Raw genomic sequence first — 26,249 nt, forward strand, 5'->3', positions numbered from 1 at the left:
ATGACAGATTTATTTATCCCTTTTTACCAGCAAATCGCCGGCAATCGACTTGCTCACTGGCTTCAAACCCTGCCCGCTCAACTGGCGCTATGGCAAAAAGAGGCCCTCCATGGTGATTTTCACCGCTGGCAAAAAGTGCTGGCGCAACTTCCAGCGACCACGGTCTCGAGCAAAGAATTAGGTGATACCATCACGCTCGGCCTTGCCGAGGCAATTGATGAGGGACAGCGAAAGCGCATTGAGCATTTATTACGCCAGCTGATGCCCTGGCGCAAAGGCCCGTTCAACATTCACGGCATTTATATCGATACCGAATGGCGCTCAGACTGGAAGTGGCAGCGCCTCTTACCCCACATTCAGCCACTGAAAAACCGCTTTGTGTTGGATGTGGGCTGTGGCAGCGGCTATCACCTATGGCGCATGCGAGAAGCAGAAGCCGATTTTGTTGTCGGCATCGATCCTTCGCAGCTGTTTTATAGCCAGTTTGAGGCCATCAAGCACTTTAATCCGGATCCAAAGGTGCATCTGTTACCGATAGGCTGCGACGAACTGCCTGAACTGCAAGCCTTTGATACGGTCTTTTCCATGGGCGTACTCTATCACCGTCGCTCGCCACTGGAGTTTTTACAACAGCTGAAAATGCAGCTTCGCCCAGGTGGCGAGCTGGTACTGGAAACCTTGGTGGTGGAAGGCGATGAGCACACCGTTTTGGTTCCCGGTGAACGCTACGCCAAAATGCGTAATGTCTGGTTTATTCCTAGCTGTGCTGCTTTATGCCACTGGCTAAAACGGCTTGGCTTTAAAAGTCCTCGCGTAGTGGATTGCAGCCCAACCAGCTTGCAAGAGCAACGAGCCACCGCCTGGATGGAAAATGAAAGTTTAATTGATTTTCTCGACCCAAATGACCATAGTAAAACCATTGAAGGTTACCCAGCGCCGCTTCGGGCTGTGATTGTTGCTGAACGCTAACGGCCGGTTACCCAAAGGAGAGCGACTGACTTATGCCCTATCGCCCTAAAACCACCATCGAACAATGGCGTATCCTGCAAGCAGTTGTCGATGCCGGCGGCTATGCCCAGGCTGCTGATCTACTTAATAAAAGTCAGTCTTCTTTAAACCATGCGGTGGCTAAATTACAAAGCATGCTGGGTGTCGAGCTACTGGAAGTTAAAGGGCGCAAAGCCTTTTTAACCGAAGCAGGTGAAGTGATGCTTCGGCGTTCCCGCATGGTGACTCAGCAAATCGAAGACTTGGAGCGACTCGCAGACACCATTGATAAAGGCTGGGAACCAGAAATTCGGATCGCGGTTGAGTTGGCTTATCCTAAGCATTACCTTTATCAGGCATTGCTGAAATTTTACCCGCAAAGCCGTGGCAGCCGGGTGCAAATTATTGATTCAGTGCTCACTGGGACAGCCGAGATTATCCGCGATAAAAGTGCTGATCTGGTGATCTCAGGCCAGGTGCCAAAAGGCCATCTTGGTGAACCCTTGTATGTGACCCGCTTTATTCCTGTAGTTGGGAGCAAGCATCCTCTTGCCGACCATAGCAAGCTGGATCTGGCTGAGCTTAGCCAACAGTTGCAAATCGTGATTCGTGATACCGCGCAAAAACCTCAGGAGCAAGGCGGATGGTTGAAATCCGAACAGCGCTGGACCGTTGATAATTTTTACGAAGCCATCGAAATTCTGCAACTGGGTCTTGGCTTTTGCTGGCTGCCAGATTACACCGTGCAAGCGGGTTTAAAAGACGGCAGCCTTAAGGTACTGCAGCTGGGCAGTGGTGGAGAAAAACTTGCCCCCATGGCCTTATTAAGTCCATACGAAGAACAATTGGGCCCCGGCAGTAAGTTACTACGTCAGTGCCTGTTAGCAGCCCATCAAACGGAACAAAATAGGGAGAATCTATGCACGATCAACAGCTCAGGGACCTGATGGTTCAGTCAGCCAATGATGCCGTTAACTACGCTAAAGAAGAATTTCAGCTCGAGCTGGATTTTAGCCGGGCTAGCTTGCTGCCACTCGATACCTTGGTGTCCGCTTTGCATCAACGTCAAAAGAAACAAGCGCATGCGCAGGACTTGTTGTTCACTTTGTGCACCATTCTGGGAGCCTACACTGGCGAAGTCTTTCGCCGTGAGCTGGGTGGTGAGTGGTTTCACGACAAAAGCACTCAGGATGCGCCTTATCTTTGCCTGACCTATCTGGATAAAGAATTTCCTTTTGCATCAGTTATTTACCATAAAATCATGCAGGATAACAGCATCAGTGTAGCCGGCTATGTCGAACAGGCAATGACAAATGCTACCCAGTAATGCTTTTGTCGCAATGATTATGCAGGTAAAATAGCGTCCATTTTCAGCCCTTGTTCAATTGAGGAATGCCGTGAGCAACCAAAATCCAACCCTAAGTTACAAAGACGCCGGTGTCGATATCGATGCAGGTAACGCCCTGGTCGATCGTATCAAAGGTGCTGTCAAACGTACGCATCGCCCTGAAGTAATGGGTGGCTTAGGTGGTTTCGGTGCCCTGTGCCAAATCCCGGCTGGCTACAAAGAGCCTGTATTGGTCTCCGGCACCGATGGCGTAGGCACTAAGCTGCGCTTAGCTATGGACTTAAAACGCCATGATGGTGTGGGTATTGATCTGGTTGCCATGTGCGTCAATGATTTGATCGTACAAGGTGCAGAACCACTATTTTTCCTCGATTACTATGCCACTGGCAAGTTAGATGTGGAAACAGCTGCGACCGTAGTCGAAGGCATTGCCGATGGCTGTGCCCAATCAGGCTGTGCTTTGGTCGGCGGCGAGACCGCTGAGATGCCTGGTATGTACCATGGTGAGGATTACGACATTGCTGGGTTCTGTGTTGGCGTGGTCGAAAAATCTGAGTTAATTGATGGCAGTAAGGTCCAAGCCGGCGATCAACTTATCGCCCTCGCATCATCCGGCCCTCACTCCAATGGCTTTTCTTTAATCCGCAAGATCCTTGAAATCAGCGGCCAGTCAGCAGACACAGAGCTGGCAGGCAAGTCCATTGCCGATCATTTGCTTGAACCAACCCGTATTTATGTGAAAAACCTGCTCAGCCTGATTAAACAACAACCAGTGCATGCCCTTTGCCATATCACTGGTGGTGGTTTTTGGGAGAACATCCCCCGCGTCTTACCACAAGGTAGCAAAGCCGTGGTTGACGGGTCCAGCTGGGAATGGCCGGCCATTTTCACCTGGTTGCAGCAGCAAGGCAATGTAACGACCCACGAAATGTACCGTACCTTTAACTGTGGTGTAGGCATGATTGTGGTGGTTCCTGCCCAGGCACTGCCAGCTGCTTTAGCCATGTTGCAACAGGCTGGTGAAGTGGCCTGGCATCTGGGTGAGATCCAAGCTGCTTCAGATAGCGAAGAGCAAGTCATTATCCGTTAAGGGCAGCTAAGGGCAGGCATGAAATCCATCGTTGTACTGATATCAGGTAATGGTACGAACTTGCAGGCAATTCTGGATGCCTGCGCTTCCGGCTTTATCGCTGGTAAAGTAACCGCCGTTATTTCCAATAAAGCCGATGCCTATGGCCTTATCCGGGCCCATGAGGCCGGCAGCAGTGCCCATTGTCTGGCCCATAGCGACTTTGATAGCCGTGAAAGCTATGATCTGGCATTGCAGCAGCTTATCGACCAGTTTGCACCCGATCTGGTAGTACTAGCAGGCTTTATGCGTATTCTGACTTCGGGCTTTGTGCAGCATTTTTCCGGTAAATTATTGAACATTCACCCATCTTTGTTGCCCAAGTACCAAGGCTTGCAAACACATCAGCGTGCCATCGAAGCCGGTGACAAAATGCACGGTTGCAGCGTGCACTTTGTTACTGAGGAGCTGGACGGTGGCCCTGTGGTGCTGCAAGCCAAAGTCCCTATTTTTTCTGACGATGATGCAGAAACAGTGGCCGAACGGGTGCATGAACAGGAGTACCGCACCTACCCCTTAGTGATCCGCTGGTTTTGTCAGGGACGTTTACGTCAGCAAGGCCAACAAGCTTTGTTGGATGATGAGCCATTACCGCAATACGGATATGCCCATGACGATGATGAGTACGAACTCTGAATGGCGCCTGCGGGCGCCTTTTTTATGCTTACCACTGTTGCTAATGCCATTAGCAGCTGAGCCTGTTTCGGACGAGCTGCCACTAGAGCTTGCCCCTTACCAGGCAGAGTATGTGGTGTACCGTAATGGCCGGAGCCACGGTAAAGCCGAACGTGAGCTGAAAAAGGACGATGGTGTCTATACCCTACGTTATCGTAGCGAAATCAGTTGGATGGTGTTTCGTGATCGCAGGGAGGAACAAACACAATTTACAATACGTGGTTCCCAGGTGCAACCGCTGGCCTACCGGATGAACCGCAGTGGCACAGGTCCAAGTCGCAATTATGTGCTCACACTGGATCCAATCAAAGAAGAATTACGAGAAGGCAGTAAAGGCGAACTTAAATCCCACAGCTGGGATGACAACTGGCTGGATCAACTTAGCTACCATCAACAACTGGCCATAGATCTGGCCGCTGGTAAGCGTTCATTTAGCTATGAAGTATTGAATCGGCGGGGCGATCCAAAAACCTATGATTTTCGGGTGGTTACCAAAGAGTTATTGCCGCTCCCCTACGGCAATGTGATGGCCTATCGCATTGAGCGCGTTGAAGAAGACTCTGATCGGCAAATTTACGCCTGGGTAGCCCCCGATCTGGACTATTTGCTGGTACGCATTTGGCACGGTGAAAACAATGTCGAACAAGTCGATGTGCAGCTGCATAAAGTGCATTGGCAGCGCACAGCTGAGACTGCCGCTGCCGGGCTGCGTTAAATAGGCTCACCGTAACGAAACAACTGACTCTCCCCCGGCTGCATTTTATGCCACTGCTCATTGAGGGTCAGCGGCTCGGTTGCAATCACAGTTACCACGTCCTTGGGTGTGGTCTCCCGGGAGAAATCAATATCCACATCCACATCCGATAAACGGGCGATGCCAAAAGGCGCCCGCCGGGTGATCCAATGTAATTTGGTGGTACAGTAGGTCAGCAAGTATTCACCATCGGTCAGCAACATATTAAACACACCCAACTGTTGCAATGTTTTGGCTTTTTTTTGCAAAAAGCGAAAAGCAGCCTTACGCGAGCGCGGTTTGTTTGGGTAGCGCTTATCCAGCTCACTCATCAAATAGCAAAAAGCCCGCTCACTATCAGTGGTGCCCACGGGCTGAAAACGTGCCACCGGCAAGTCTTTGTAATCGTGCAGCTGACCATTGTGGGCATAAGTCCAGTAACGCCCCCAAAGCTCCCGGGTAAAAGGATGGGTATTTTGCAAACTCACCCGGCCACGGTTGGCCTGCCGGATATGCGCCACCACGGCGCAGCTTTTAATCGGATAATCACTGACCAAGCGGGCAATCTCCGACTCATAACTTGGCAGTGCATCTTTAAAAGTGCAGACGCCTTTACCTTCGTAAAAAGCCACACCCCAGCCATCCCGGTGCGGACCTGTCCGGCCACCCCGCTCTTTTAACCCTTTAAAGCTAAAGCAAATATCGGTAGGCACATTGGCCGACATCCCGAGCAATTCACACATGAACCACAAAACTCCTCTGATCGGCAGTTTTACTGCCACTGCGCTAAAAGTGAGCCAACCGACTATACTTTCCCGTATCAGCTGGTGTAAAGGGCTTTGTACGAGCAAATGTCGGACTGCCTTTGAAAGACTTGCAAGTTGTTGTGGAAGATTATACTCTTAGAGCATTAGTGGTCAGACCTCTTAGGAGATAGATATGGAAGGGTTTGTGTTTAGCCTGATACTACTGGTTGTGATTGGCATTCTGGCCTATTACCGTGCCAGTCTAACGCTGTTCACAGCTGCAATAGCTGTTACCCTGGCAGCAGGTACTGTTGCCGGCCCAGTCGGATTGGCCAGTTGGATTGTATTCCTGCTGATTGCCCTGCCGCTGAATGTCGCTTTTATTCGCCAGAAGCTGCTGACTCAGCCGCTGCTTGGTGTCTATCGCAAGATCATGCCGGAAATGTCCAGCACGGAAAAAGAAGCCATTGATGCCGGTACCACCTGGTGGGAAGCTGATTTATTCCGTGGCAACCCGGACTGGCAGAAGCTGCATAACTTCCCAATCCCCCGGTTAAGTGCTGAAGAACAGGCTTTCCTGGACGGCCCGGTTGAAGAATTGCTGGATATGGTCGACGACTGGGAAATCACCCACGACCGCGCCGATTTATCGCCTGAAGTCTATCAGTACCTGAAAGACAAAGGCTTCTTTGCCATGATCATTAAAAAACAGTATGGCGGCCTGGAGTTTTCTGCTTATGCACAGTCCTGCGTACTGCAAAAGCTAACCAGCAAGAGTATGGTCTTGTCCAGTATTGTCGGCGTGCCAAATTCATTGGGCCCAGGCGAGCTGTTGCAACACTACGGTACCGAGGAGCAGAAAAACCATTACCTGCCCCGTTTGGCGAAAGGCCTGGACGTGCCTTGCTTTGCCTTGACTAGCCCGGAAGCTGGCTCAGATGCGGGCTCGATCCCTGACTATGGCATTGTCTGCAAAGGCCAATGGCAAGGCAAGGAAGTACTGGGCATGCGTCTTACCTGGAACAAGCGCTACATCACGCTGGCACCTATTGCTACCGTGCTTGGCTTAGCCTTTAAACTGCAAGATCCGGACAAGCTGTTGGGCGATAAAGAAGATTTAGGCATCACCTGTGCTCTGATCCCCGCCGACACCCCAGGGGTGAAAATTGGCCGTCGCCACTTCCCGCTGAATGTACCATTCCAGAATGGTCCAACCCAGGGCAACGACGTTTTTGTTCCGCTGGATTACATCATTGGTGGTGCCAAAATGGCAGGCCAGGGCTGGCGCATGTTGGTTGAATGCTTATCCGTTGGTCGTGCAATTACCCTGCCGTCCAACAGCACAGCAGGCATTAAAGCTGCTGCGATGTCGACCGGTGCTTATGCCCGTATTCGCCGTCAGTTCAAAATCCCTATCGGTAAGATGGAAGGCGTCGAAGAAGCCTTGGCCCGCATTGGTGGCTCCGCTTACATGGCATGCGCTTCCACTACAATGTCCGTCGGCTCCATCGACTTGGGTGAAAAACCTTCGGTGATTTCTGCCATAACCAAGTACCACATTACCGAACGCATGCGTTTGGCCATGATTGATGCGATGGATGTGCATGGCGGTAAAGGCATTTGCATGGGGCCAAACAACTATCTGGCCCGTGGTTATCAAGGCGCTCCGGTTGCCATCACAGTTGAAGGCGCCAATATCCTGACCCGCAATATGATCATTTATGGTCAGGGTGCTATTCGTTGCCATCCTTATGTATTGGCTGAACTGCAGGCTGCCTACAACGAAGACAACCGTGCTGCGGTCACCGCCTTTGATAAAGCCTTGTTTGGTCATATTGGCTTTGCCATCAGCAATTTCTTCCGCACCTTCTGGTTGTCGTTGACAGGTGCAGCCTTTAGCAGTGCGCCTTACAATGATGCGACCGCTAAGTACTACAAGCAGATGAATCGCTTCAGTGCTGCGCTGGCTTTGATGTCGGATGTAGCCATGGGTACACTGGGTGGCGATCTGAAGCGCCGTGAGCGAATTTCGGCCCGGCTTGGAGATATTCTGAGCATGCTGTACCTGACTTCCAGCGTATTAAAGCGCTTCCAGGATGAAGGCCGCCAGCCACAGGATCTGCCTCTGGTGCAATGGGCCTGTGAAGACAACCTGTCTAAAGCCCAGCTGGCGCTGGATGAATTGTTTGATAACTTTCCAAACCGTCTGGTTGGTGTGGTGCTTAAACGCGTGGTCTTCCCATGGGGTCGTACGCTGCGCCGTCCAAGCGATACAGTGGAACACCAGGTTGCCCGCATTATGCAAACACCTTGTGAAGCCCGCTCGCGCCTGGGCCACCACCTGTATCTGGCTGGCAAAGACAACAACCCGATTGGTATGGTGGAACAAGCATTGCGTGATGTACTGGCGGCGGAACCTTTGTTTGACAAAGTTACCGAAGCTGCGAAAAAACGTCTGCCTTTCTTCCGTTTAAACGAAGTGGCCGACTTAGGCCTGGAACTGAAGGTCATTTCCGAGCAGGAAGCCCAGGTCTTACGTCAGGCAGAAGCCAGTCGCTTGCGTACCATTAATGTCGACGACTTCGACTTTAATTACCTGGCCGCCGACAAAGCGCTGTTGGCTTCAGAGCAGCAAAGCTCAGCTAAGGTGAATGCCGCTTAACATCAAGCTTCTCTTTGAAAAACCCGGTGCCAACCGGGTTTTTTTATGCCATCTAGTGTTAACAGACATAGCAATCCTTCCTAACTAGCTTAGCATTTGCTAAAAAATTTAATGAAAATGACACAAAAGACTTCTATAGTTACGGGTTCACGCTGGACGCCATGCGTACTTCGCGTGGATAGGCTAAACGCATACCAGGACGTACAGCCGTACCACGTCATAACCATTAAAATAATATGGATACCGAACGATGAAACAACTATTCGCACTGGTGCTGTTACTCGGCACTTTTGGCTTATGGGCGCAAACCCCCATCGCCTACTGGTCGCAAAACTTCAATGAACTGCCGGATGGCAGCTTTGGCTTTAATCCCGAGTCCTTTCCTCAACAGCCCGATGTTGGCGCAGGTGCCATTGTCCTAACCAACTTTAACGAAGATACAGCAGCCAATGGCAGTTACATCACCATTCAGTCCTTTGCCGGCAGTACCATCAATGCCCTGCCAGGTTATGCTGCCGGTGGCAGCCTGTCGGTACAGGGGGGGCCCGGCACCAGCAACAATGGCGCCGCCATTGTCCTTCAAATCAGCAGTGAGGGTTATCAGGACTTACAACTAAGTTGGGCCCAGCGCGGCACTGCCACAGGGTTTAATGAGCGTCGTATTAGTTGGTCTGTTGATGGCGAGAACTTCACAGATTTTGCGGTAGACTCAGGTGCCCTTGGTAGCAGCTTTCAGCTGCGTAGCTACGATTTTTCTGCCGTCACTGAGCTAAACAACCAAGCCAGTGTGTACTTTCGCATTGAACTAAATGGTGCCAGCAACGCCACGGGCAACAACCGTTTTGACAATCTGCTGGTGACCGGTACCCTGACTGCCGATGCCGATCGTATCGTCGTGTATCAACGTGATTTTGCCAGCAACCCGTTTGAAAAAGGCTGGCAACAATGGAGCCTCCAGGGCGAGCAGCAATGGCAGTGGGATGGCGGCTTTAACAATGTCAGCTTCTCTGGCTTTGTCGACGGCAGCTGCAGCGCCAATGACAGTTGGCTGGTATCACCAGCCTTTGATGTCGACAGCCAGACCGGTGAGCGCCTGGCCATCGATATCGCCCGCGGCTTTGCTGGCGTCAATAATCTGGATATTTACTACTCCACCCAATTCAGTGGTACAGAGTTGCATCCAGCTGACTGGGTATTACTCACCAGCATTAGTCCGGACGACTTTAGCAGCAACAATGTACCCGTGCGCTTCGATGGTTTTGAGCAACTTTCAGCATTAAATGGCTCGGTGCATCTGGCACTGCGTTATCAGTTTGACAGCGGCAACTGCAGTACCTGGCGTCTGGCCAATCTGCTGCTTACCGCAGAAAACCCGGTTGAACCGGTTGCTTTTGCCTGCGATAACCCGGCTACCCGTATTCATCAAGTACAGGGTGCTGGCTTCCAAAGCCCGCTGCAAGGCGCTGAAGTGCAGCTGCAGGCAGTGGTGACAGCCGTGTTCCAGCAAACCGACAACGGTGGCCTGGGAGGCTTCTATCTGCAGGAAAAAGATCACCATCAGGACAGCAACCCTCTTACATCTGAAGGTATTTTCGTCTACGACAATGGCTTTGGGGTGCCGGTGCAGCCAGGTGACCTGGTGCGGGTACGGGGCACGGTGGCTGAGTTTTTTGAAGAAACACAGCTTGCAAATATCAGTGAACTGGCAGTTTGTGATAGCAATCGCTTGCACCTGGTCAGCCCGGCTCAAATCAGTCTGCCGGTAGCAAACTTCGAGCAGTTAGAAAGTATTGCTGGTATGTGGGTACAAACCGCCGATGATCTAACCGTAACTGATGTTTTTAATGCGGTGCGTTTTGGTGAGTTTACCGTGTCCAATGGCCGCTTATTCAATCCAACCCAGATTGTCACGCCAGGCTCGGAAGCACAAACACTGATGGCAAGCAACCGACTGAACCGCATCATCATTGATAATGGCCTGACCGGTGTCAACCGCCAGCCTTTTATCACCGGTAAGGATGGCATCAACGAAATTTCCGCCAGCAATCCGATCCGAAATGGTTATTTGCTGCAAGCTGGTTTGGATGGCGTGATGAGCTATGCCTTTGGTGCCTATCGGGTTCGCTATCTGAGCACACCCTACTTTATTACCAGCGGCAACCCAAGAATGGATGCCCCTGAGTTGGCAGAACAAGGAGATCTCAAAGTAGCGACTTTTAATGTCGAGAATCTTTTTACCACCTTTGATTTGCCGGGGAATCGCTGCGGCCCGAATGCGTTAGGTTGTCGCGGAGCCCGCTCGGATAGCGAACTGGAACGTCAGTTGGATAAGCTGGTACCAGCCATTCAGGCTCTGGAAGCCGATGTACTGGCTTTGATCGAAATTGAAAATGATGCCGATGACTCTACTCTGGAGCATTTGGTCGAGGCACTCAATGCTGCTGCCACTTCGGCTGACTGGAGCTATGTTGCCACTGGCTGGCTTGGCACCGATGCTATCAAGCCTGCCTTTATTTATCGTGCCAACCGAGTAAGCCTGCATGGTGATTTTGCCGTACTGGACTCAAGCGTGGATCCAGACTTTGATACCTCGCGGCAGCGCCCGGCGCTGGCACAAAGTTTTGCCACAGAGCAAGGTGCAGTATTTACCGCCGTTGCCGTGCATTTACGGGCAAAATCTTGCGGTAACGCCAGCGGTGTAAACGCAGATCAAGGCGATGGTCAGGGCTGTTGGAATAACTGGCGTACCAAATCAGCCGAAGCGATGTTGCGTTGGTTAGACACCGATCCCACCAACTCCGGCAATAGCGATATTTTGGTGCTGGGTGATTTTAATGCCTACGCCAAAGAAGATCCGCTGGCCGCGTTGGAAGCCGCAGGTTTTGTCAACCTGGCAGTACAAAGCAACCAGGACGATTACAGTGTGTACAGCTACACCTTTATGGGCGAGTCAGGCAGTCTGGATCATGCCTTTGCCAGCCCATCCATGACAGCTAAGGTATTAGAAGCCAAGTCCTGGCACATCAACGCGGATGAAATGCCGGCCTTTAACTACAGCGAAGGCCCACTGCCTGGCGGCCTGGAAAAACCGGCTAATTTCTATGCCGCGGATCCCTTCCGTGCTTCGGATCACGATCCTCTGTTGATTGCTTTGCAATTGAGTGAGCCATTACCACCGCTTAATGCAGAGCTCAACGTTATCCGGGTGAACCGCGCTCGCTCCGGCTCTACTTTGGTGCAACTGCGGATTACCGGTGACGCAGCTGGCTTGCAGCTAGTACGTGATGGTACTGTGGTTACCAGCATTCACCGCGCTGGCCGCTACAATGATCAGTTTCGTACTGAGGCTAGTCAGGCTAGTTACCAGTTGTGTCATGCGCAAAGCACCCAGTGCACAGAGCTGTTAACGGTTCAGTTCTAATCATATTTCCCCTGATACCGTCCTGGCGGTATCAGGGGCTTTCACTCTGTGCAGCTGCTATTGCTGCAGCTAACTCAGTACAGTCCACTTCTTTCATAGGCTGCCTTGCTTTTAATTGCTGCTCCATGCCGGCAGCCACTGCAGAAACCCGCTGGAAACCAAAGCTGCCCGCAGTACCTTTCAGCTGATGCAGCAATGCCGCAAGCTCCGCCTCATCTTGCTGCTCAAGCAACAATTGCAATTGCTCTAACTTTTCAGGCAACTGCTCCACATAGCGCTGCTTTAAAGCGGCAATGCGCTCCGAAGCGGACATACCGGCAGCTGGAGCAACAGCTGGCAAACTGTCTGCTGGCGCGGATGGCTGTTGCAGATAACGCGCCAGAGCTTGATACAGCAATGCTGGCTCTATCGGTTTGGATAAGACTTCATTGCAGCCAGCTTGCAAAAACAGCGCTCGGTCTTCCGGTAACACATCCGCCGTTAGTGCCAGAATGGGTAGTGTAAAACCAGCTGCGCGTAACTGGCGGGTGGCCTCCGCACCATCCAACACCGGCATATTCATATCCATCAGGATTAAATCAAATGCCTGCTTCCTCGCCCATTGCACGGCTTCGGCTCCATTTTTAGCCGCTATTACCGTTAAACCGCTTTGTTGCAATAAATCAACCACCAACAAGCGAATATCGTCCACATCATCCACCACCAATGCCTTACCAGCTAACCTTGGGATAGAGATGTCTGAGACCGAAGTTTTAGCAGCCACATCGATCGAACTGGCTTCTGGCTCCATCAAGGGCAGTTCCAACGTAAACAGACTGCCTCGTCCAGGCTCACTGCTGACTGATAATTCCCCCTGCATCAACTCTGCCAGCTGGCTGCTAATATGCAGTCCCAAGCCGGTCCCGCCATACCTTCGGCTGGTGCCGCTATCGGCTTGTTCAAAAGCACTGAACACCTTATCCAGTTGCTCCATCGTCATACCTATGCCGGTGTCTTTGACCGAAATCTGTAAACGATGCGAGGAGCTACGGCAGGCTTGTACCTGAATACTCCCCTGTTCAGTGAATTTGATGGCATTGCTGAGCAAGTTCAGCAAGATTTGCTGCAATCGCTGGGGATCCAGTCGCAGCCAGACTGGGATACGGTCATCAAAGCAAAAGTCCAGCCGTAGGCCTTTGCTGGTGGCCAATTTGGTCATGTCACTGCAAAGGTCTTGCAACAGCTTTTTGATAGCGACCGACTGGACTTCAGTTGATAGCTTGCCCTCTTCTAGCTTGGCTGCATCCAGAATATCATTGACGATGCTCAGCAGATAATTACTATTACGGCTGATCACTTCCAGCTGCTGCTGTTGCTTTGCATTAAGCAACTGACCGAGCTGAAGCTGCTCTGTGTAACCAATAATAGCGGTTAGCGGGGTGCGCAACTCATGGCTCATGGTGGCTAAAAAGCGTGATTTAACCTGAGCCAATTGAGTCGCCCTATCCCGTTCATTGGCCAGCTCTTCTGTTCGTTTTTTTACCCGTTGCTCCAGACTGGCATTAAGCTCTTCCAGCCGGTTTCGGGCCTGATGCAAGCGCACCACCATAGCATTGTATTCATCGAACAGCTGCTGTACCTCCAAACCGCTAGCTCTGGCCGACAGATCGCAAAAAGGTGCATCCGTTTGCAACTCCAGTCGTTGAATGGACTGCACTAATTGCCGTAACGGACGACTATAAAAACGTACAAAGTAAAAGGAGGTTCGATTCAGCAACCAGATCGCCAAACCAACTAACAAAATAACTATTAAAGTCAATATGTTATAACCGAACAAAACAGCGTCTAGCTGATAGTGCATCAGCAGCAACCAGCCATCGTCGGTTTGATGGCTTCGAATAAAGCCTCGACCATCCTGATTAAGCTGAACCCCACCCTCGGGCAGAAACCAAGAGTTGATAAAAACACGCTTCCCAGGCAAAAAGTCACTGCCACGCAGAAACAGCTGACCATAGCCCTCGGTAAAAGGGACCGACCAAATTTGTTTATCCTGATTGTCCAACAAAACGGCTCGTATCTGTTCAGGACTGTCAGATGGTTGCAGCTGTTGTGCCAACGAGGAGAGCAACACTGAGGACTGCACAATACCGATAAATTGCTGCTCTGAATTTAGCATAGGCGCACTCACGGCAAACAACAGATCGTCGCCCAGACCCCGCCCTACATAGGCATCACTAACGTAAGTACCCACCGGTTTTAATTGCAGCTGCTGAAAATAATCTCGATCGGAAACATTGACTGAGCCCATCAACTGCTGTCCGCCGCGAAAACGATAACTAATGACATCGCCATGCTGATCAGTCACCGCTGCCGAGATAAAGTGTGGCTGCAGCTGCAGTAAATCATCCAGAATACGCTCATCCTTATAACGTGGATAATTCAGTGCTGCCTGCTGCAAAGTGGTACGAAACTGCCTTAACTGGTACGCACTAAAGGTTAAGAACTGACGCTCTAAACGAAGTAGCTGTTCATGGCGCTTGTTTAAATCCCATGCCACAAAAGCATGCAAAGCCGCCAGAATCAACACCAGAGTTGGCACAGCGGAATAAACCGTAATACGCCCGGCCAATTGTTCCGACAAAGGCTGTTGCCGGCTTAAACGAGTACTGATGGCCACATTCAGGATCAATTTAGCGCCTACCAAGCTCATTCCGCCACCAAGACACAGAATCAGACTGATAAGAGCCGCAAAGCCGATGCTGATGCTTTGCAACCAAAATAGATACAAAAACACTGCAGGTACCAATACCAACCAGCAGTGCAAATACAACTGACTTATGCTCTGCCTGCCCGAACGCCAGGCCATCAATACCAACATAAATTCGGCCAGACTAAGCCACCAAAACCAAGCCCCCCATAGCGGCAGTGCCACTACGGCAAAAGAAGCAAGCCCCCAGAATGGCCCAAGCCGAAGTAAAATAGCCAGGAAGGCGGTATTACCAAGCAGCAAGGGTGCCAGTAGCGGCAGTTGCAACACCAGCAAATTAGTGACAAAACCGAGGGCACTGATGTGACAACAAAGCCACAATTGACGTCGGCTAAAAGTCCAGTAACGTTCAAGCGAAGTGTACGAGCTAAGCAAGCGGCAGCCTCAGTACAGAAGGAAGTTCTGTCACTTAGTATAGCCGCTTTGTTGACAGGAAAAAGGCAGTGAACTGCTTTTAGCTCAATGGTTTATTACCAACTCCTTATTTTATGACCTTTCAGTGCATAAAACAGGATAAAAGCATAGCAGGGGATCAGCATCCAGTAAGCCGACTGGCTGTTGCCACTGCTATGGGCAAGATAGCCATATACCAAAGGCAATAAAGCACCACCGGCAATCCCCATAATCAATAAAGCAGAACCTGTCGCCGTTAAACGACCCAACCCCTGCAGTGCCAGTGGCCAGACCGCTGGCCACACCAGTGCATTGGCAAAGCCGAGCAGTGCGACAAAGAGCACTGAGTCTGGCACCTCTGGAATCCCCGCCAAACCCAGGGTCCAGGCTGATAAAACGGAGCTCTCAGTCGAACTGAACAAAATGGCAAAACTAAACAGGATCCCAGCCAACGCCGAGCCAACCAACGCAGTGGATTGAGACAAATAACGAGGTATCAGCAACACCCCCAGCAGATAGCCTACAACCATAAAAGCCATGGTGTAGGATGTAAGAATGCCAAAGTGTGTCACGCCAAGTCCTTGTCCGTACAGCCCAATGCTGTCACCGGCAATCACTTCGACACCAACATAAAAGAACAGGGCGATAAAGCCCAGCACCAGCCGCGGATGGCGCCAGATAGCCCGCCAGTCCGAATCGTTTTTGTCTGCCGCATCCGTCGCGTGCTCGGTTTCTGCCACCAGGGTGGTGACGGCATCCACCGCGGGCTCCGGCTCGAATAAATCCGGCTCTGGCAAACGTGAAAAGTACACAAAAGCCATCAACCCCAGTAAAGCGGCCGTCATGTACAGGTAAGGTACCACCAAGCGATTGGATAAAGCCTGCAGCTGCTCAGCTTGCTGCTGTGGACTAAGCAGCGCCAATGCCTCCTCGCTGAATTGATCCATGCCAGTCAGGATCCAGGCGGCAAAGATCAGAGGCACAATAAAGCCCGCTCCTTTATTCACAATGCCCATAATGCTGATGCGCATGGCGGCACTTTCACGCGGCCCAATGCAAACAATGTAGGGGTTGGCAGCGGTCTGCAAAATGGTAAGGCCAGTGCCAAGTACAAAAAGCGCCAGCAAAAAGAAAGCATAGTGCGCACTTTGCGCCGCCGGAATAAACATCAAGGAGCCAGCTACCATAATGCCCAGACCAATGGTCATGCCGTTGCGATAGCCAAAGCGGGTTAACAAGGTGGACATCGGCAACGCCATCACCACATAAGCAATGTAAAAGGCAAAAGCCACCAGCAGCGCCTGAAACTCGTTTAACTCACAGACAATTTTTAAGAAGGGGATCAAGGCACCGTTCAGCCAGGTGACAAAACCAAACACAAAGAACAAAATGCCAATCAACAGCATCGGAAAGAAGCTGCTTTGTTGCCTGAATTCTGTCGTCATAACGCTACCTTCGATTGAGGATGAACATAAAATGGCCGACCGGCGACCCAGCTTTGCCGGACCTGTTGTGAGTCGTCTAGCCAGACCAAATCGGCCTGTTTACCTGGAGCCAGACGCCCCAGCCGGTCGGCACAACCCAGAAAATCAGCCGGATAAGCCGAAGCCATCGCCAGCGCCTCGGCAAAACTGATGCCCAGCTGCTGACTGGCCTGCTGAACGGCGCTGATCATATCCAGCACCGAGCCCGCCAAAGAGCCGGATAAGTCGGTCAAACGACTGCCATCGCGCACCACCTTGCCGCTAAAAAAGTCAAACTGCTGCTGCTCGGTACCTACCGGCGACATCGCATCGGTTACCAGCATTAACTTGCCTTTGGGTTTAGCCTGATAGGCCAGTAAGGCCGCCAGCGGATGCAGATGATGACCATCTAAAATCATACCGCACCAGCTGCTTCTGTCGGTCAGGGCAGTGCCCACCATGCCTGGTTCGCGCGAGGTCAGTGGTGACATGCCATTGAACAGATGGGTAAAACCTGTAGCGCCTGCGTTCAGTGCCGCTTGCACCGTGGCACTGTCGGCATTGGAGTGCCCCAGGCACACGTGCACATCTTCCGCTACCAGCTCCGCTATTAGCTCAGGAGCGACTGTTTCTGGTGCCAGCGTGACCACTTTGATACCCAGATCTTTGCGGCGGTACAGCTGCCACTCGGCATCGGTCAGCGAGCGTATATGAGCAGGTGGATGCACTCCCTTTTTCGCCAGTGACAGGTGCGGCCCTTCAAAGTGAATGCCCAGCACGCCTGGCTCTTGCTCGGCAATGGCTATGGCGATGGTATTGGCTGCCTGGCGCATCACAGCAATGCAGTCGGTAATCACAGTCGGTAACATGGCCGTGGTACCAAACTGAGCATGGGCTTTAAGCATGGTACGAAGCGCCTGGCGATCAGGTGCCTGATTAAACAGAACACCACCCCCACCATTCACCTGCACATCAATCAACCCGGGCACCAGACTACCTTCTTCCAAGGTAAGCAGTGGCAGAGCAGGATCAGGGGCTTGCCCTATGCTGGTAATACGGTCATGCTCAATGCTGACACAGGCGTGGTAAAGCCAGCCCGTTGCGGTCAGGACTTTTGGCGCTATAATTTGAAATGAATTAGTCATTGAGCTTTGCTCCTAATAAAGCCGCGCCACGTTTACCGCTTGCCGCACCGCCTTCAGCCACCTTGATTGGCGGCACCCGGACACCGGCAAACAGATGTGCCTGAGTCGCCTGCGCCGCCGCCACTATTTCCGCAATATCGGACAAGCCGCCTCCGAGTACCAGCACATCTGGATCGTAGGCCAGTACCTGAGCCGCCAACACTGAGCCAAGCGCATCCGTGTAGGCGACAAAGGTATCGACCGCTGCTGGCTCCCCGGCACGGTAATCTTCCAGCCATTGATAGGTGCTCTTTGGCTCGCCGGCGAAGTGCTGATACAACCGCTCCAACCCGCGCCCGGAGACATAGGTCTCGGCACAGCCGGTGAGGCCACAGCCACACGGATAAAGAGGCAGCTGATACTGCTGAATCACCCGGGCAGCCAGACTTTGATGGCCAAACTCCCCCACCAACTGCTGGGCACCTTGCTGCATTGAGCCATCGGCATAAAAACCACCGCCACAGCCCGTGCCCAGAATCACACCCAGCACCCGGTCAAAACCGCGACCTGCGCCGAGCACAGCTTCAGACAGCACAAAGCAGCGGCAATCATTGCCAATAGCCACGGGGCGTTGCAGCTGCTGTTGCAAGTCAGCAGCAACCTGCTGACCGTTTAAACAAGGTACATTGCTTGAAATGACCCGGCCGGTTCCATCCTGAATGCCAGGCAGCGCAATACCAAGCTGTCCCAGCTGCCCACTGAACTGATCGGCTTTGGTGATTTGCTGGCAAATTTGCTGCAAAAAATCGGCATAGTCTCTGGTTGGCGTCGCCAGCCGCCATTCTTGTTGTAGCTGCATCTGCTGGTCAAAAATGGCCAATTCCATCTTGGTGCCACCTATATCCAGGCCATAACAAAGTTTCATCACCATTACCGCTCTAAAAGTGGATAAATGGTTACGCCCTGCACGACCCGATTGACCAAGCCGGCTGGGCACGGGTTATCTGGCGATATTCCAAGTTCAATGGCTTTGAAAAATGCCAACAACTGACCGCATAACGCATAAGGAAAGCTCAGCCAGCTGTCGTCATCCGGCAGTAAGTCTGTATTCAGTAACTCTGAGCACAGCTGCACCGACAGCGCCTGCTGGTCCTGACACAACTCGTGCTGCATATCCATATCGTAGCGACGACTGTATGGGCTAAGTGCATCCAGCAGCACAATCTGAGTCGCCTGATTAACCAAAGATTTCGGGCCATGCCGAAAGCCAAGAGCTGTTTCGTAAAAGCTTGGTATTTTGCCCGCTGTCAGCTCCAGATACTTCAGTGCCAGCTCTCTGGCCACTGCCTGCAAAGGGCCTGAGCCCAGAAAAACGATGCGTTCGCAGCTGTGCGCCGACAGGCTTTTTAAACGGGGCACACTGTGCTCTAAAAGGTGCTGGCTTAATGCAATCATCCGGCTTGCCTGCGTCTTGTCTGCGCCAAACAACAGCATGGTGGCAAACAACATGCAGCTGTAACTGCTGGTCATAGCAAAGCTCTGATCATTGGCCTCAGCTGGCATTAACCAAAGCTGCGTAGTGGTATCTTCGGCGGCCATTTTGGCTAGCTTGCCATCGGCATTGCAGCTCAGCACCAGATGATGGCTGTCAGGATGTAACTGACGCACAATCGTTGCGGCGGCAACACTTTCCGGGCTGTTGCCCGAGCGACCGTAAGACACCAGCAACACCGGCTGATCCCCTGCCAGATACAGCTGTGGATGACTGACCAAATCGGTCGTTGGCAGTGTCAGCACCTGTACCTGGCTTCCCAGCTGCTGTTGCAAATAAGCGGCCAATGCCTGGCCGATATAAGCAGAGGTACCGGCACCGGTCAGGATCACGCGAAGCCCGGGCTGCTGCAGTACCGTATTAAGCCAGGGTAACAAGCCCGCGGTTTCCTGTTCGAAGCCATCAAGCAGAGTGCGCCATAATACTGGCTGCTGACTAATTTCTTTCGCGGTAGCCAGGGCTCCGGCCTGACGTAACTCAGCCTGCGATAACCCCAGGGTGAAACCCGCATCGTGCTTCAAAGCCGTTGTCATGAAGATTGCTCCTGTTTGCCGCGCATCCCACAGGCACCGGCATAACGTGCCAGTACTAATTGTATATGACGGATCACCAGTTGCTCAGGATCGGCCACCAGATCGCCGGTGGATTCTGGCAGCGCATGCTGCGGTAAGAACTGATGCAGTACCGGCTGGCTGACCGCCAGCTGCCGGATATTGTCGAATAACCTGGACTGGGCCTGTTGCAACACAGGCTCAGGCCAGTAATAACGAATGCGATCGCTGTAGCTGTAAAACTGTAACTCCAACAGCTTCGCACCTTCTGCCTGATAGAATTTGTGCCAGTACCCTGGCTTAGCCTGCATTAACTCAAGGCATTTTTCCTGCAACTGTGAACAGTCGGAAGCCGGTAACAGTTGCTGCTCCAGTTGGGCCAGCGCAAATAACGCTTCACGCAGTGCAAAAGTCAGCTGAGGCCCAACTTTTAAAATAGCAAAGTGCCCCCGAACCAGGGCATGATAGGTCGCTTCAGTTTGGTAATCGGTGGAGTGGGCTTCAAACACCAGGCCAGGTTCAGCAGCAATAAAAGCCGTCAAGGCTTTGGTTTTTTCAGCATCAAAGGCATGCACCCTGGTGTTATCAAACTCCACGCCGGGTTGCACCACCACGGCAATCACCCGTGACCAGACCTCTGCCGTTAGCCCCTGATTGATAAATGCCTGCCTGTGCGCCGCCAGAGTCGCCTGCACACTGTCAACCGAGGTGGGCACTATGCCCTGCTCCATTTCGGATACGCCACCAGGTGGTGGCACTTCAGTCCCAATCACATAACTCAGGGTGCCGGTCAGCCCGGCTCTGGCCGCACTTTCTTCAGCAACCTGACACAAACGCGCCGCCCGGCTGGCTATCAGTTGATCCGACAGCACAGCCGGGTCATCGGCGCAGCGCATGCTGGTATCCAGGTGAATTTTGGAAAAACCCGCAGCGACAAAAGCGGCAATCAGCGCTTCTGCCTGAAGCATCGCCTCAGCCGCTGGCAAATCCTGCCAGCAGACCGGTCCTAAATGATCACCACCAAACACCAGTTGTTCAGGGGTGAAGCCAACCTCTGTCGCCAATTGCTTTACAAAGGCAATAAAATCGGCCGGCATCATGCCGGTGTAACCGCCAAACTGATTCACCTGATTGGCGGTGGCTTCAATAAGTAACCGACTCTGATCCTGCTTCGCCTGAAGCAAAGCCGCTTTTAGTACCAGCGGATGGGCGGAGCAAACGGAGTAAATACCTTGCTGGCTGCCAGCTTTATTGGCAGCAAAAATGGAGTGCAATGCGTGCATGCGATCCTCAAACGTCTGAAAAAACCGGGGCAAGACCCCGGCTAAAGGGCATAAGCGTGCGATTAGAAATGGCGTCTGCTAGCTGACAATGCCAAGTGGTTTGCCGGTTTGCCAGGCACCACGGGTAAAGTCCGGGATATCTTTTGAGTTGCCGCGATCGGCCACCGATGCCACCGACAGTGGCAAAATCACCGACCAGGCTGCACCATCGTACACATCCTGATCCAAAGGCTCGCCATTGCGCAGACAGTAGATCATGCGCCAGCACATCAGGAAATCCATGCCACCATGGCCCCCCTGTTTTTCCGCTTCTTTGCCCATTCGGGTCCACAGTGGGTGCTCGTATTGTTGGTACCAGTGTTCCATCTCATAATCCCAGTGATGAAAATCAAGCCGTCCGCCCTTTTCCAGCGCAATACGATTTGGAAAGCCGGCAAAAACACCATTGGTGCCCTGGATCAGATTGTGGCGGCTGTATGGCATGGGCGTGGTAGTATCGTGCTGTACCATAATGGTCCGGCCTTTAACCGTCTTGATGATGCTGGTATTCATATCACCATGAATAAAGTTCAGCTGATTGCGAGGATGATTCGCCGGAAATTCACGTTTGGCATAAGCGGCCCGGCCAAGCGCCGGTGAGCTCATCGAAGTCATGTAATCGAAACGATCGCCACGATTAATATTCATATACTGCGACACAGGGCCAAGACCATGGGTAGGATAGAGGTTGCCGTTGTGCGTCGTATGGTAATGGGTACGCCAGGAGCCGGTTTTGCGGTCCATCTGCTTCATTTGCCAGCGCAGCTCATGAATGTAAGCCGCTTCGCCATGCAATAACTCGCCAAAGAGCCCCTGACGCACCATATTTAGCACCATCAGCTCATCCCGGCCGTAATTGACATTCTCCATCATCATGCAGTTAAGCTGGGTTTTCTCAGCGGTATCGACCAGATCCCACATTTCAGCCACCGTCAGGGCCAGTGGTACTTCGACAAAGGCATGCTTGCCGGCTAACATAGTGTCTTTGGCCATCGGATGGTGCCATTCCCAGGGCGTAGAAATAATCACAATATCAATATCATCCCGCGCCAGCATATCCCGATAGGCATAAGGATGTTCACCGTACATGGCTGGCTTTTCCCCTCCCAACGAGGTAACAATATTTGCTGCCCGCTCCAGCACCACAGGATCGGTATCGCATACCGCAGTCACCACAGCACCATCGATATGACAAAAATGCCGCACAAAGCCAACGCCGCGCTCACCAACCCCAATTAAGCCAACCCGAACCGTGTTCATTTTAGGGGCTACCAGGCCCATCACGCTTTTGCCTTTAGCAGCCGGGGTATAAGCACCACTAGCCTGACTGCTGGTGCAGGCGGTCATGGCTCCGAGGGCGGCTGTGGCCATGGTGGCCTTTAAAAACGATCGACGATTCAGTTTGGACATTGCCATACTCCTGTTATTTATTTTGTTTGACCAGGTGTAAGCGCACACCCTGTCGTTCTAATGCCTGCACGTACTCATCCGGAATGCCGTCATCGGTAACCAGGGTATGGATCCGCTGAATTGGGCAAATGCGATGAAATGCCCGGGCATTGAATTTGGATGAATCGGTCACCACGATAATTTCACTGGCGATTTCGCACATAATGCGATTCAGCACCGCCTCTTTTTCAAAGTGTGTTGCCAGCCCTGTTTTTAAATCAAAGCCATCAACACCCAGGATTAACTTGTTGAAATGAAAATCCTGCAAACTCTTCTCAGCCAGATGCCCATAAAAGGACATCGATTTCTTACGCAGCACACCGCCTGTCAACATCACCTGAACTTCGTCTGCTTGCGCCAGCTCCAGCGCGATATTCAGGCCATTGGTCATCACCACCAGATTTTTCCGCTCAACCAGGTTGGCGGCCACTTCCTGGGTGGTGGTGCCGGAGTCCAATAAAATTTGCTCGTTATCACCAACCAATAAGGCAGCCTCTTTACCCAGTTGCTGCTTCAAAGCCTGACGATGGTGGCTTTTTTCCTTCAGTGACAACTCCCGGCTGAGTTGGGAGTTGACCATGGCGCCACCACGCGAACGCACCAGCAATTTTTTTCTGTCCAGCACGCTCAGATCATTTCGTATGGTCACTTCTGACACTTCGAAACGTTCGGACAACGCCTTGACCGATACTTTGCCCTGCTCCTGCGTTAGCCTCACAATGTGCTGCTGCCGTTCAATCGTATTTAATCCAGTCATATCAACCATGCTCTCAGTTCAAATCCAACCTTAAGATAACACTCCGGTTGATACTTTCAAATGCTTACGAAGTTTTCGCAAAAGTTCCGGTAGAAGCCCCGCTACAGCCAACGCTGTATAGATTTACCAGCCCAAAACTTAAAAAGCAAGCACTATTTTTTTTTACTTTCACTATTGATCAAAGTACAAAAAAAAAGCTATAAAAAGGCAATCGAAAACAAATCAGCTTTCGATATCTTGCGATTTAAACCTGAAGCAGGCAGTTTTCAAGGCAAGAGCGCACATCAAACAATACAATGAGATCACAGGGGAACTTATGAAACAGCTCAGATTCACACCTAGGCCACTGGTACTGGCTCTTGCCAGCCTTTTCAGCATGCAGGCACCCTTTGCGCTGGCAGAACAACAGACAGATGCCGAAGAAGACATCGAGCGCATTCAGGTCAGTGGCATTCGCGGCAGTATTACCGAATCGCAATTTTTAAAACAACACGCCACCAGCGTGATTGATGTAGTGGTAGCGGATGATATTGGTAAGTTTCCGGATGAAAACTTAGCGGAAGCCTTGCAACGCATTCCAGGTATCACCATCACCCGCAACAGTGGCGAAGGCCAGAACATTTCGGTGCGTGGGTTAAGTGGTAATTACAACACCACCACCCTGAATGGCCGCAAGCTGGCGTCAGAATTTGCTGGCCGGGATTTTAACTTCGATACCATCGCCTCCGAGCTGGTCAATGTGCTTAGCGTGTACAAATCGCCGGAAGCCAGGTTGATTGATGGTGGCATTGGCGCCGTTATTGATATTGAAACCCGCAGACCGCTGGCACTCGATGGCCGTACCATGGCAGCTTCGGTAAAAGGCATTCATGAATCCCGCTCGGGTGATATTCATCCCCATGCTTCTTTTATCCTTGGCGATAAAACGGCCGATAACCGCCTGGGTGCTTTATTTTCTCTGGTGTATTCGCGTAAAACACTCCGGGCAGATACCTATCGGGCTTCAGGCTTTCCGGATGAAGACGAGGCACTTTTGAATGTCGATATCAACAACGATGGCGTGATTGATGATGACGAGCGCTTCCCATCCAAAATTCCCATGTACATGTACTTTGCCAACGCCCAGGATGTCCGTACCCGTATTGGCAGCTCTCTGGCCTTGCAGTGGCAGCCGAGTGATCGACTGGATCTGAATCTGGATGGTCTTTATTCCCGTTACACCACCGATGGTAGCTTCTATGAAATTGGCTTTGTCAATTACGACGAACCTTGGACCCCTAGCACCCCGATCTTCATTGAACCTGGCTTTGACGAACTTGGCCGGGTGAATAAAATCCGTCAAACCGGCCCTGAAACCATGGTGGAGCTACTCAACCGCACCACACCACGACGGAGCGATACCTGGCAGCTGGGTAGCAATGCCCGTTATTACCTGAATGATGAATGGACACTGGAAGCCGATGCCGCCTATTCGGAAGCCCGCAACAAAAACAACGGCGACAATCGTTTTATTGTGGCCCGCGGTTTTGTCGATGCCATCGATATAGATTACAGCACCGGCAATATGCTGCCCGATGTGGCTATTGAGCCTGGCTTGACGGCCGATCAGCAGTACGGTGCCCATTACAGTTTAAGTTCTGGCACCGGGGTCAAAGATACCGTCACCGATCTAAAGCTCATAAGCCAGTATCAACCTTTTGGCAGTCTGCTAACCCGGCTGGATGCTGGTCTGAGTTACCTGCGACAATCGAAACAACAAAGTGGCTATCGCTCCAGAAATCCCAGCCAGTTTAGTCGCGGTGGCTTCTTTTTAGCGCAGGACGGTTACGAATTTGATGACAGCACGGTATTTCAACGGGGTGCCTTTGAGCTGTTTGCCATTCCATCCTCGGTGTTTCGCCCGGCCAATTTTGACAACTTCCTAAAAGGTGAAAACAGCATCACGCCCAATCCATGGCCTAGCTTTGATTACGATGATCTGGTCGATTACTACCGTACCATCAATGCCGATGCTGCCAATGCCGGCATCGTTGCCAGTGTGGTGCCACAAGACAGCTACAAAGTGACAGAGGCCGTGACTTCTGCCTATCTGCAGGCGGATTTTGAAAGTGAACTGGCCGAGATGCCTTATGTCCTTAACCTCGGTGTACGAGCCAGTCGCACCAGCGTCGACGCCACTGGGTTTGGCTATGACTTTGGTCTGATTGAGTTAAACCCGGATACAGGTCAACCCATCAATAATGATTGGCAGGATGAAGTCGTTGATGTCGGCTACAGCGGTAGCTATACCAATATCCTACCCAGCATGAATTTCCGGATGCAGCTCAATGATGAGCTGCAACTACGGGCCTCTGCTGCCGAAGTGCTAAGTCGGCCAAGTCTGGGTTACCTTCGTCCCTGGGCAGCACCAAACTTCACCAGTCGAGAACAAGGTTTACCGGTCTTAAGTCGTGGCAATGCCAGTGTCCCACCCGAGCGGGCACGCCAGGCCGATCTGGTGCTGGGTTGGTTCTTTGCCGAGGCCAGTGCTTTAAACCTGGGTATTTTCTACAAAGATATCCTGTCCTTTATCAGCTCTGAAGGCAAACCTGGTGTGGTAGAGGGCATTGAATATTTTATCTATGAGCCGGTCAGTGGTGATTACGGTGCTTCAGTACGTGGCTATGAACTGGCCTGGCAGCAATCCTTTGCAGATTTTTTGCCAGCGCCTTTCGATGGTTTGGGTTTCTTACTTAATTACACCTATGTCGACAGCAACTACGACGATCCAGCGTTAAAAGCAGCCAGTCTGCCTTTCCAGGGCATGTCGAAAAACTCCTACAATGCCGTGCTTTACTACGAGCAGTATGGCCTGCAAGCACGACTAGCCTATAACTGGCGCAGCAAATACCTGCTCAACCCCGATGCCTGGGGTGGCCCAGCCTGGCACGCCGCTTATGGCCAATTGGATGCCAGCCTGAGCTACGACATTAACGACAAGGTAACGGTGTTTGCCGAAGCCTCCAACATGACCAACAACCGCGCCTGGCATTACATCGATCGTGACGATCAGGTCGCTTATCTGGAGCGTTTTGGCACCCAGCTTTCGTTAGGGATCCGGGCTTATTTCTAAAGAAGGCTCTGTTTAGGAACACTCCCGTTGGGCGCAGCTGCTGCGCCCTTTTTTATTCAGTAAATACAAGACCATCCAG

General features: G+C 51.8%; 18 protein-coding genes. 9 read left to right on the forward strand and 9 right to left on the reverse strand.

Features of this window, described 5'->3' with window-relative positions; translation table 11 throughout:
- The 6 genes from cmoB (at position 1) to BLW37_RS07810 (ending at position 4,854) form a co-directional block, all read left to right on the forward strand.
- Complete coding sequence (gene cmoB / locus BLW37_RS07785; protein ID WP_091341605.1) at positions 1 to 969, forward strand: tRNA 5-methoxyuridine(34)/uridine 5-oxyacetic acid(34) synthase CmoB; 969 nt, start codon at positions 1 to 3, stop codon at positions 967 to 969.
- Between the two features lie 32 nt (positions 970 to 1,001).
- Positions 1,002 to 1,934, forward strand: coding sequence for a LysR family transcriptional regulator (locus BLW37_RS07790; RefSeq protein WP_091341606.1), 933 nt, complete (start codon positions 1,002 to 1,004; stop codon positions 1,932 to 1,934).
- Positions 1,907 to 2,314 carry a hypothetical protein gene (locus BLW37_RS07795; protein WP_091341608.1) on the forward strand — a complete coding sequence of 136 codons (408 nt, stop codon included), beginning with the start codon at positions 1,907 to 1,909 and terminating at the stop codon, positions 2,312 to 2,314. The genes BLW37_RS07790 and BLW37_RS07795 overlap by 28 nt, the downstream gene beginning before the upstream one ends.
- Positions 2,315 to 2,384: 70 nt before the next feature.
- On the forward strand, positions 2,385 to 3,425 hold the full coding sequence (purM, locus tag BLW37_RS07800) for a phosphoribosylformylglycinamidine cyclo-ligase (protein WP_091341609.1): 1,041 nt from the start codon (positions 2,385 to 2,387) through the stop codon (positions 3,423 to 3,425).
- A gap of 18 nt (positions 3,426 to 3,443) precedes the next feature.
- Entirely contained in the window at positions 3,444 to 4,100 is a 657-nt protein-coding gene (gene purN, locus BLW37_RS07805; protein WP_091341611.1) for a phosphoribosylglycinamide formyltransferase, read from the forward strand.
- On the forward strand, positions 4,075 to 4,854 hold the full coding sequence (locus tag BLW37_RS07810; protein ID WP_245785654.1) for a DUF3108 domain-containing protein: 780 nt from the start codon (positions 4,075 to 4,077) through the stop codon (positions 4,852 to 4,854). The genes purN and BLW37_RS07810 overlap by 26 nt, the downstream gene beginning before the upstream one ends.
- Here the strand turns inward: BLW37_RS07810 and BLW37_RS07815 are convergent.
- Complete coding sequence (locus tag BLW37_RS07815; RefSeq protein ID WP_091341612.1) at positions 4,851 to 5,615, reverse strand: class II glutamine amidotransferase; 765 nt, start codon at positions 5,613 to 5,615, stop codon at positions 4,851 to 4,853. The genes BLW37_RS07810 and BLW37_RS07815 overlap by 4 nt on opposite strands.
- Positions 5,616 to 5,811: 196 nt before the next feature.
- Between BLW37_RS07815 and fadE the strand changes: the two genes are divergently transcribed.
- Together fadE and BLW37_RS07825 are read left to right on the forward strand one after the other, a co-directional pair.
- Positions 5,812 to 8,280 carry an acyl-CoA dehydrogenase FadE gene (fadE, locus tag BLW37_RS07820; RefSeq protein WP_091341614.1) on the forward strand — a complete coding sequence of 823 codons (2,469 nt, stop codon included), beginning with the start codon at positions 5,812 to 5,814 and terminating at the stop codon, positions 8,278 to 8,280.
- A gap of 250 nt (positions 8,281 to 8,530) precedes the next feature.
- A complete protein-coding gene (locus tag BLW37_RS07825) occupies positions 8,531 to 11,701 on the forward strand; it encodes an ExeM/NucH family extracellular endonuclease (RefSeq protein WP_091341615.1) in 3,171 nt (1,056 codons plus the stop codon).
- A 31-nt stretch (positions 11,702 to 11,732) separates the two neighbouring features.
- On the opposite strand, the gene BLW37_RS07830 is transcribed toward BLW37_RS07825, so the two are convergent.
- The 8 genes from BLW37_RS07830 to agaR all read right to left on the reverse strand — a co-directional run bounded on the left by BLW37_RS07830 (position 11,733) and on the right by agaR (position 23,058).
- Entirely contained in the window at positions 11,733 to 14,822 is a 3,090-nt protein-coding gene (locus BLW37_RS07830; protein ID WP_139243678.1) for an ATP-binding protein, read from the reverse strand.
- A gap of 95 nt (positions 14,823 to 14,917) precedes the next feature.
- Entirely contained in the window at positions 14,918 to 16,285 is a 1,368-nt protein-coding gene (locus BLW37_RS07835; RefSeq protein ID WP_245785655.1) for a sugar MFS transporter, read from the reverse strand.
- Positions 16,282 to 17,448 (reverse strand): N-acetylglucosamine-6-phosphate deacetylase, encoded by a 1,167-nt coding sequence (gene nagA / locus BLW37_RS07840; protein WP_091341618.1) that lies wholly within the window; start codon positions 17,446 to 17,448, stop codon positions 16,282 to 16,284. The genes BLW37_RS07835 and nagA overlap by 4 nt, the downstream gene beginning before the upstream one ends.
- On the reverse strand, positions 17,441 to 18,358 hold the full coding sequence (locus tag BLW37_RS07845; protein ID WP_245785656.1) for an ROK family protein: 918 nt from the start codon (positions 18,356 to 18,358) through the stop codon (positions 17,441 to 17,443). The genes nagA and BLW37_RS07845 overlap by 8 nt, the downstream gene beginning before the upstream one ends.
- Positions 18,358 to 19,512, reverse strand: a complete 1,155-nt coding sequence (locus tag BLW37_RS07850) for an SIS domain-containing protein (protein ID WP_091341620.1) — start codon at positions 19,510 to 19,512, stop codon at positions 18,358 to 18,360. The genes BLW37_RS07845 and BLW37_RS07850 overlap by 1 nt, the downstream gene beginning before the upstream one ends.
- Positions 19,509 to 20,813, reverse strand: a complete 1,305-nt coding sequence (locus tag BLW37_RS07855; protein WP_091341622.1) for a D-tagatose-bisphosphate aldolase, class II, non-catalytic subunit — start codon at positions 20,811 to 20,813, stop codon at positions 19,509 to 19,511. The genes BLW37_RS07850 and BLW37_RS07855 overlap by 4 nt, the downstream gene beginning before the upstream one ends.
- A 78-nt stretch (positions 20,814 to 20,891) precedes the next feature.
- Positions 20,892 to 22,262: a Gfo/Idh/MocA family oxidoreductase gene (locus tag BLW37_RS07860; protein WP_091341623.1), complete on the reverse strand. Its 1,371-nt coding sequence runs from the start codon at positions 22,260 to 22,262 to the stop codon at positions 20,892 to 20,894.
- Between the two features lie 13 nt (positions 22,263 to 22,275).
- Positions 22,276 to 23,058 (reverse strand): transcriptional repressor AgaR, encoded by a 783-nt coding sequence (agaR, locus tag BLW37_RS07865; RefSeq protein WP_091341625.1) that lies wholly within the window; start codon positions 23,056 to 23,058, stop codon positions 22,276 to 22,278.
- A 316-nt stretch (positions 23,059 to 23,374) separates the two neighbouring features.
- Here agaR and BLW37_RS07870 point away from each other — a divergent pair, with 316 nt between their 5' ends.
- Positions 23,375 to 26,170, forward strand: a complete 2,796-nt coding sequence (locus tag BLW37_RS07870; RefSeq protein WP_091341627.1) for a TonB-dependent receptor — start codon at positions 23,375 to 23,377, stop codon at positions 26,168 to 26,170.
- Positions 26,171 to 26,249: the final 79 nt, after the last annotated feature.

The organism is Alkalimonas amylolytica (assembly GCF_900107845.1).
GTDB lineage: Bacteria > Pseudomonadota > Gammaproteobacteria > Enterobacterales > Alteromonadaceae > Alkalimonas > Alkalimonas amylolytica.

What these genes read in the sequence shown, in the direction of transcription:
- purN (WP_091341611.1), top strand. Translation starts at nt 3,444, where the DNA reads ATGAAATCCATCGTTGTACTGATATCAGGTAATGGTACGAACTTGCAG.
- BLW37_RS07795 (WP_091341608.1), top strand. Translation starts at nt 1,907, where the DNA reads ATGCACGATCAACAGCTCAGGGACCTGATGGTTCAGTCAGCCAATGAT.
- fadE (WP_091341614.1), top strand. Translation starts at nt 5,812, where the DNA reads ATGGAAGGGTTTGTGTTTAGCCTGATACTACTGGTTGTGATTGGCATT.
- BLW37_RS07845 (WP_245785656.1), bottom strand. Translation starts at nt 18,358, where the DNA reads ATGGTGATGAAACTTTGTTATGGCCTGGATATAGGTGGCACCAAGATG.
- BLW37_RS07835 (WP_245785655.1), bottom strand. Translation starts at nt 16,285, where the DNA reads ATGACGACAGAATTCAGGCAACAAAGCAGCTTCTTTCCGATGCTGTTG.
- nagA (WP_091341618.1), bottom strand. Translation starts at nt 17,448, where the DNA reads ATGACTAATTCATTTCAAATTATAGCGCCAAAAGTCCTGACCGCAACG.
- BLW37_RS07850 (WP_091341620.1), bottom strand. Translation starts at nt 19,512, where the DNA reads ATGACAACGGCTTTGAAGCACGATGCGGGTTTCACCCTGGGGTTATCG.
- BLW37_RS07870 (WP_091341627.1), top strand. Translation starts at nt 23,375, where the DNA reads ATGAAACAGCTCAGATTCACACCTAGGCCACTGGTACTGGCTCTTGCC.
- agaR (WP_091341625.1), bottom strand. Translation starts at nt 23,058, where the DNA reads ATGACTGGATTAAATACGATTGAACGGCAGCAGCACATTGTGAGGCTA.
- BLW37_RS07860 (WP_091341623.1), bottom strand. Translation starts at nt 22,262, where the DNA reads ATGTCCAAACTGAATCGTCGATCGTTTTTAAAGGCCACCATGGCCACA.
- BLW37_RS07825 (WP_091341615.1), top strand. Translation starts at nt 8,531, where the DNA reads ATGAAACAACTATTCGCACTGGTGCTGTTACTCGGCACTTTTGGCTTA.
- BLW37_RS07815 (WP_091341612.1), bottom strand. Translation starts at nt 5,615, where the DNA reads ATGTGTGAATTGCTCGGGATGTCGGCCAATGTGCCTACCGATATTTGC.
- BLW37_RS07790 (WP_091341606.1), top strand. Translation starts at nt 1,002, where the DNA reads ATGCCCTATCGCCCTAAAACCACCATCGAACAATGGCGTATCCTGCAA.
- cmoB (WP_091341605.1), top strand. Translation starts at nt 1, where the DNA reads ATGACAGATTTATTTATCCCTTTTTACCAGCAAATCGCCGGCAATCGA.
- BLW37_RS07810 (WP_245785654.1), top strand. Translation starts at nt 4,075, where the DNA reads ATGACGATGATGAGTACGAACTCTGAATGGCGCCTGCGGGCGCCTTTT.
- BLW37_RS07855 (WP_091341622.1), bottom strand. Translation starts at nt 20,813, where the DNA reads ATGCACGCATTGCACTCCATTTTTGCTGCCAATAAAGCTGGCAGCCAG.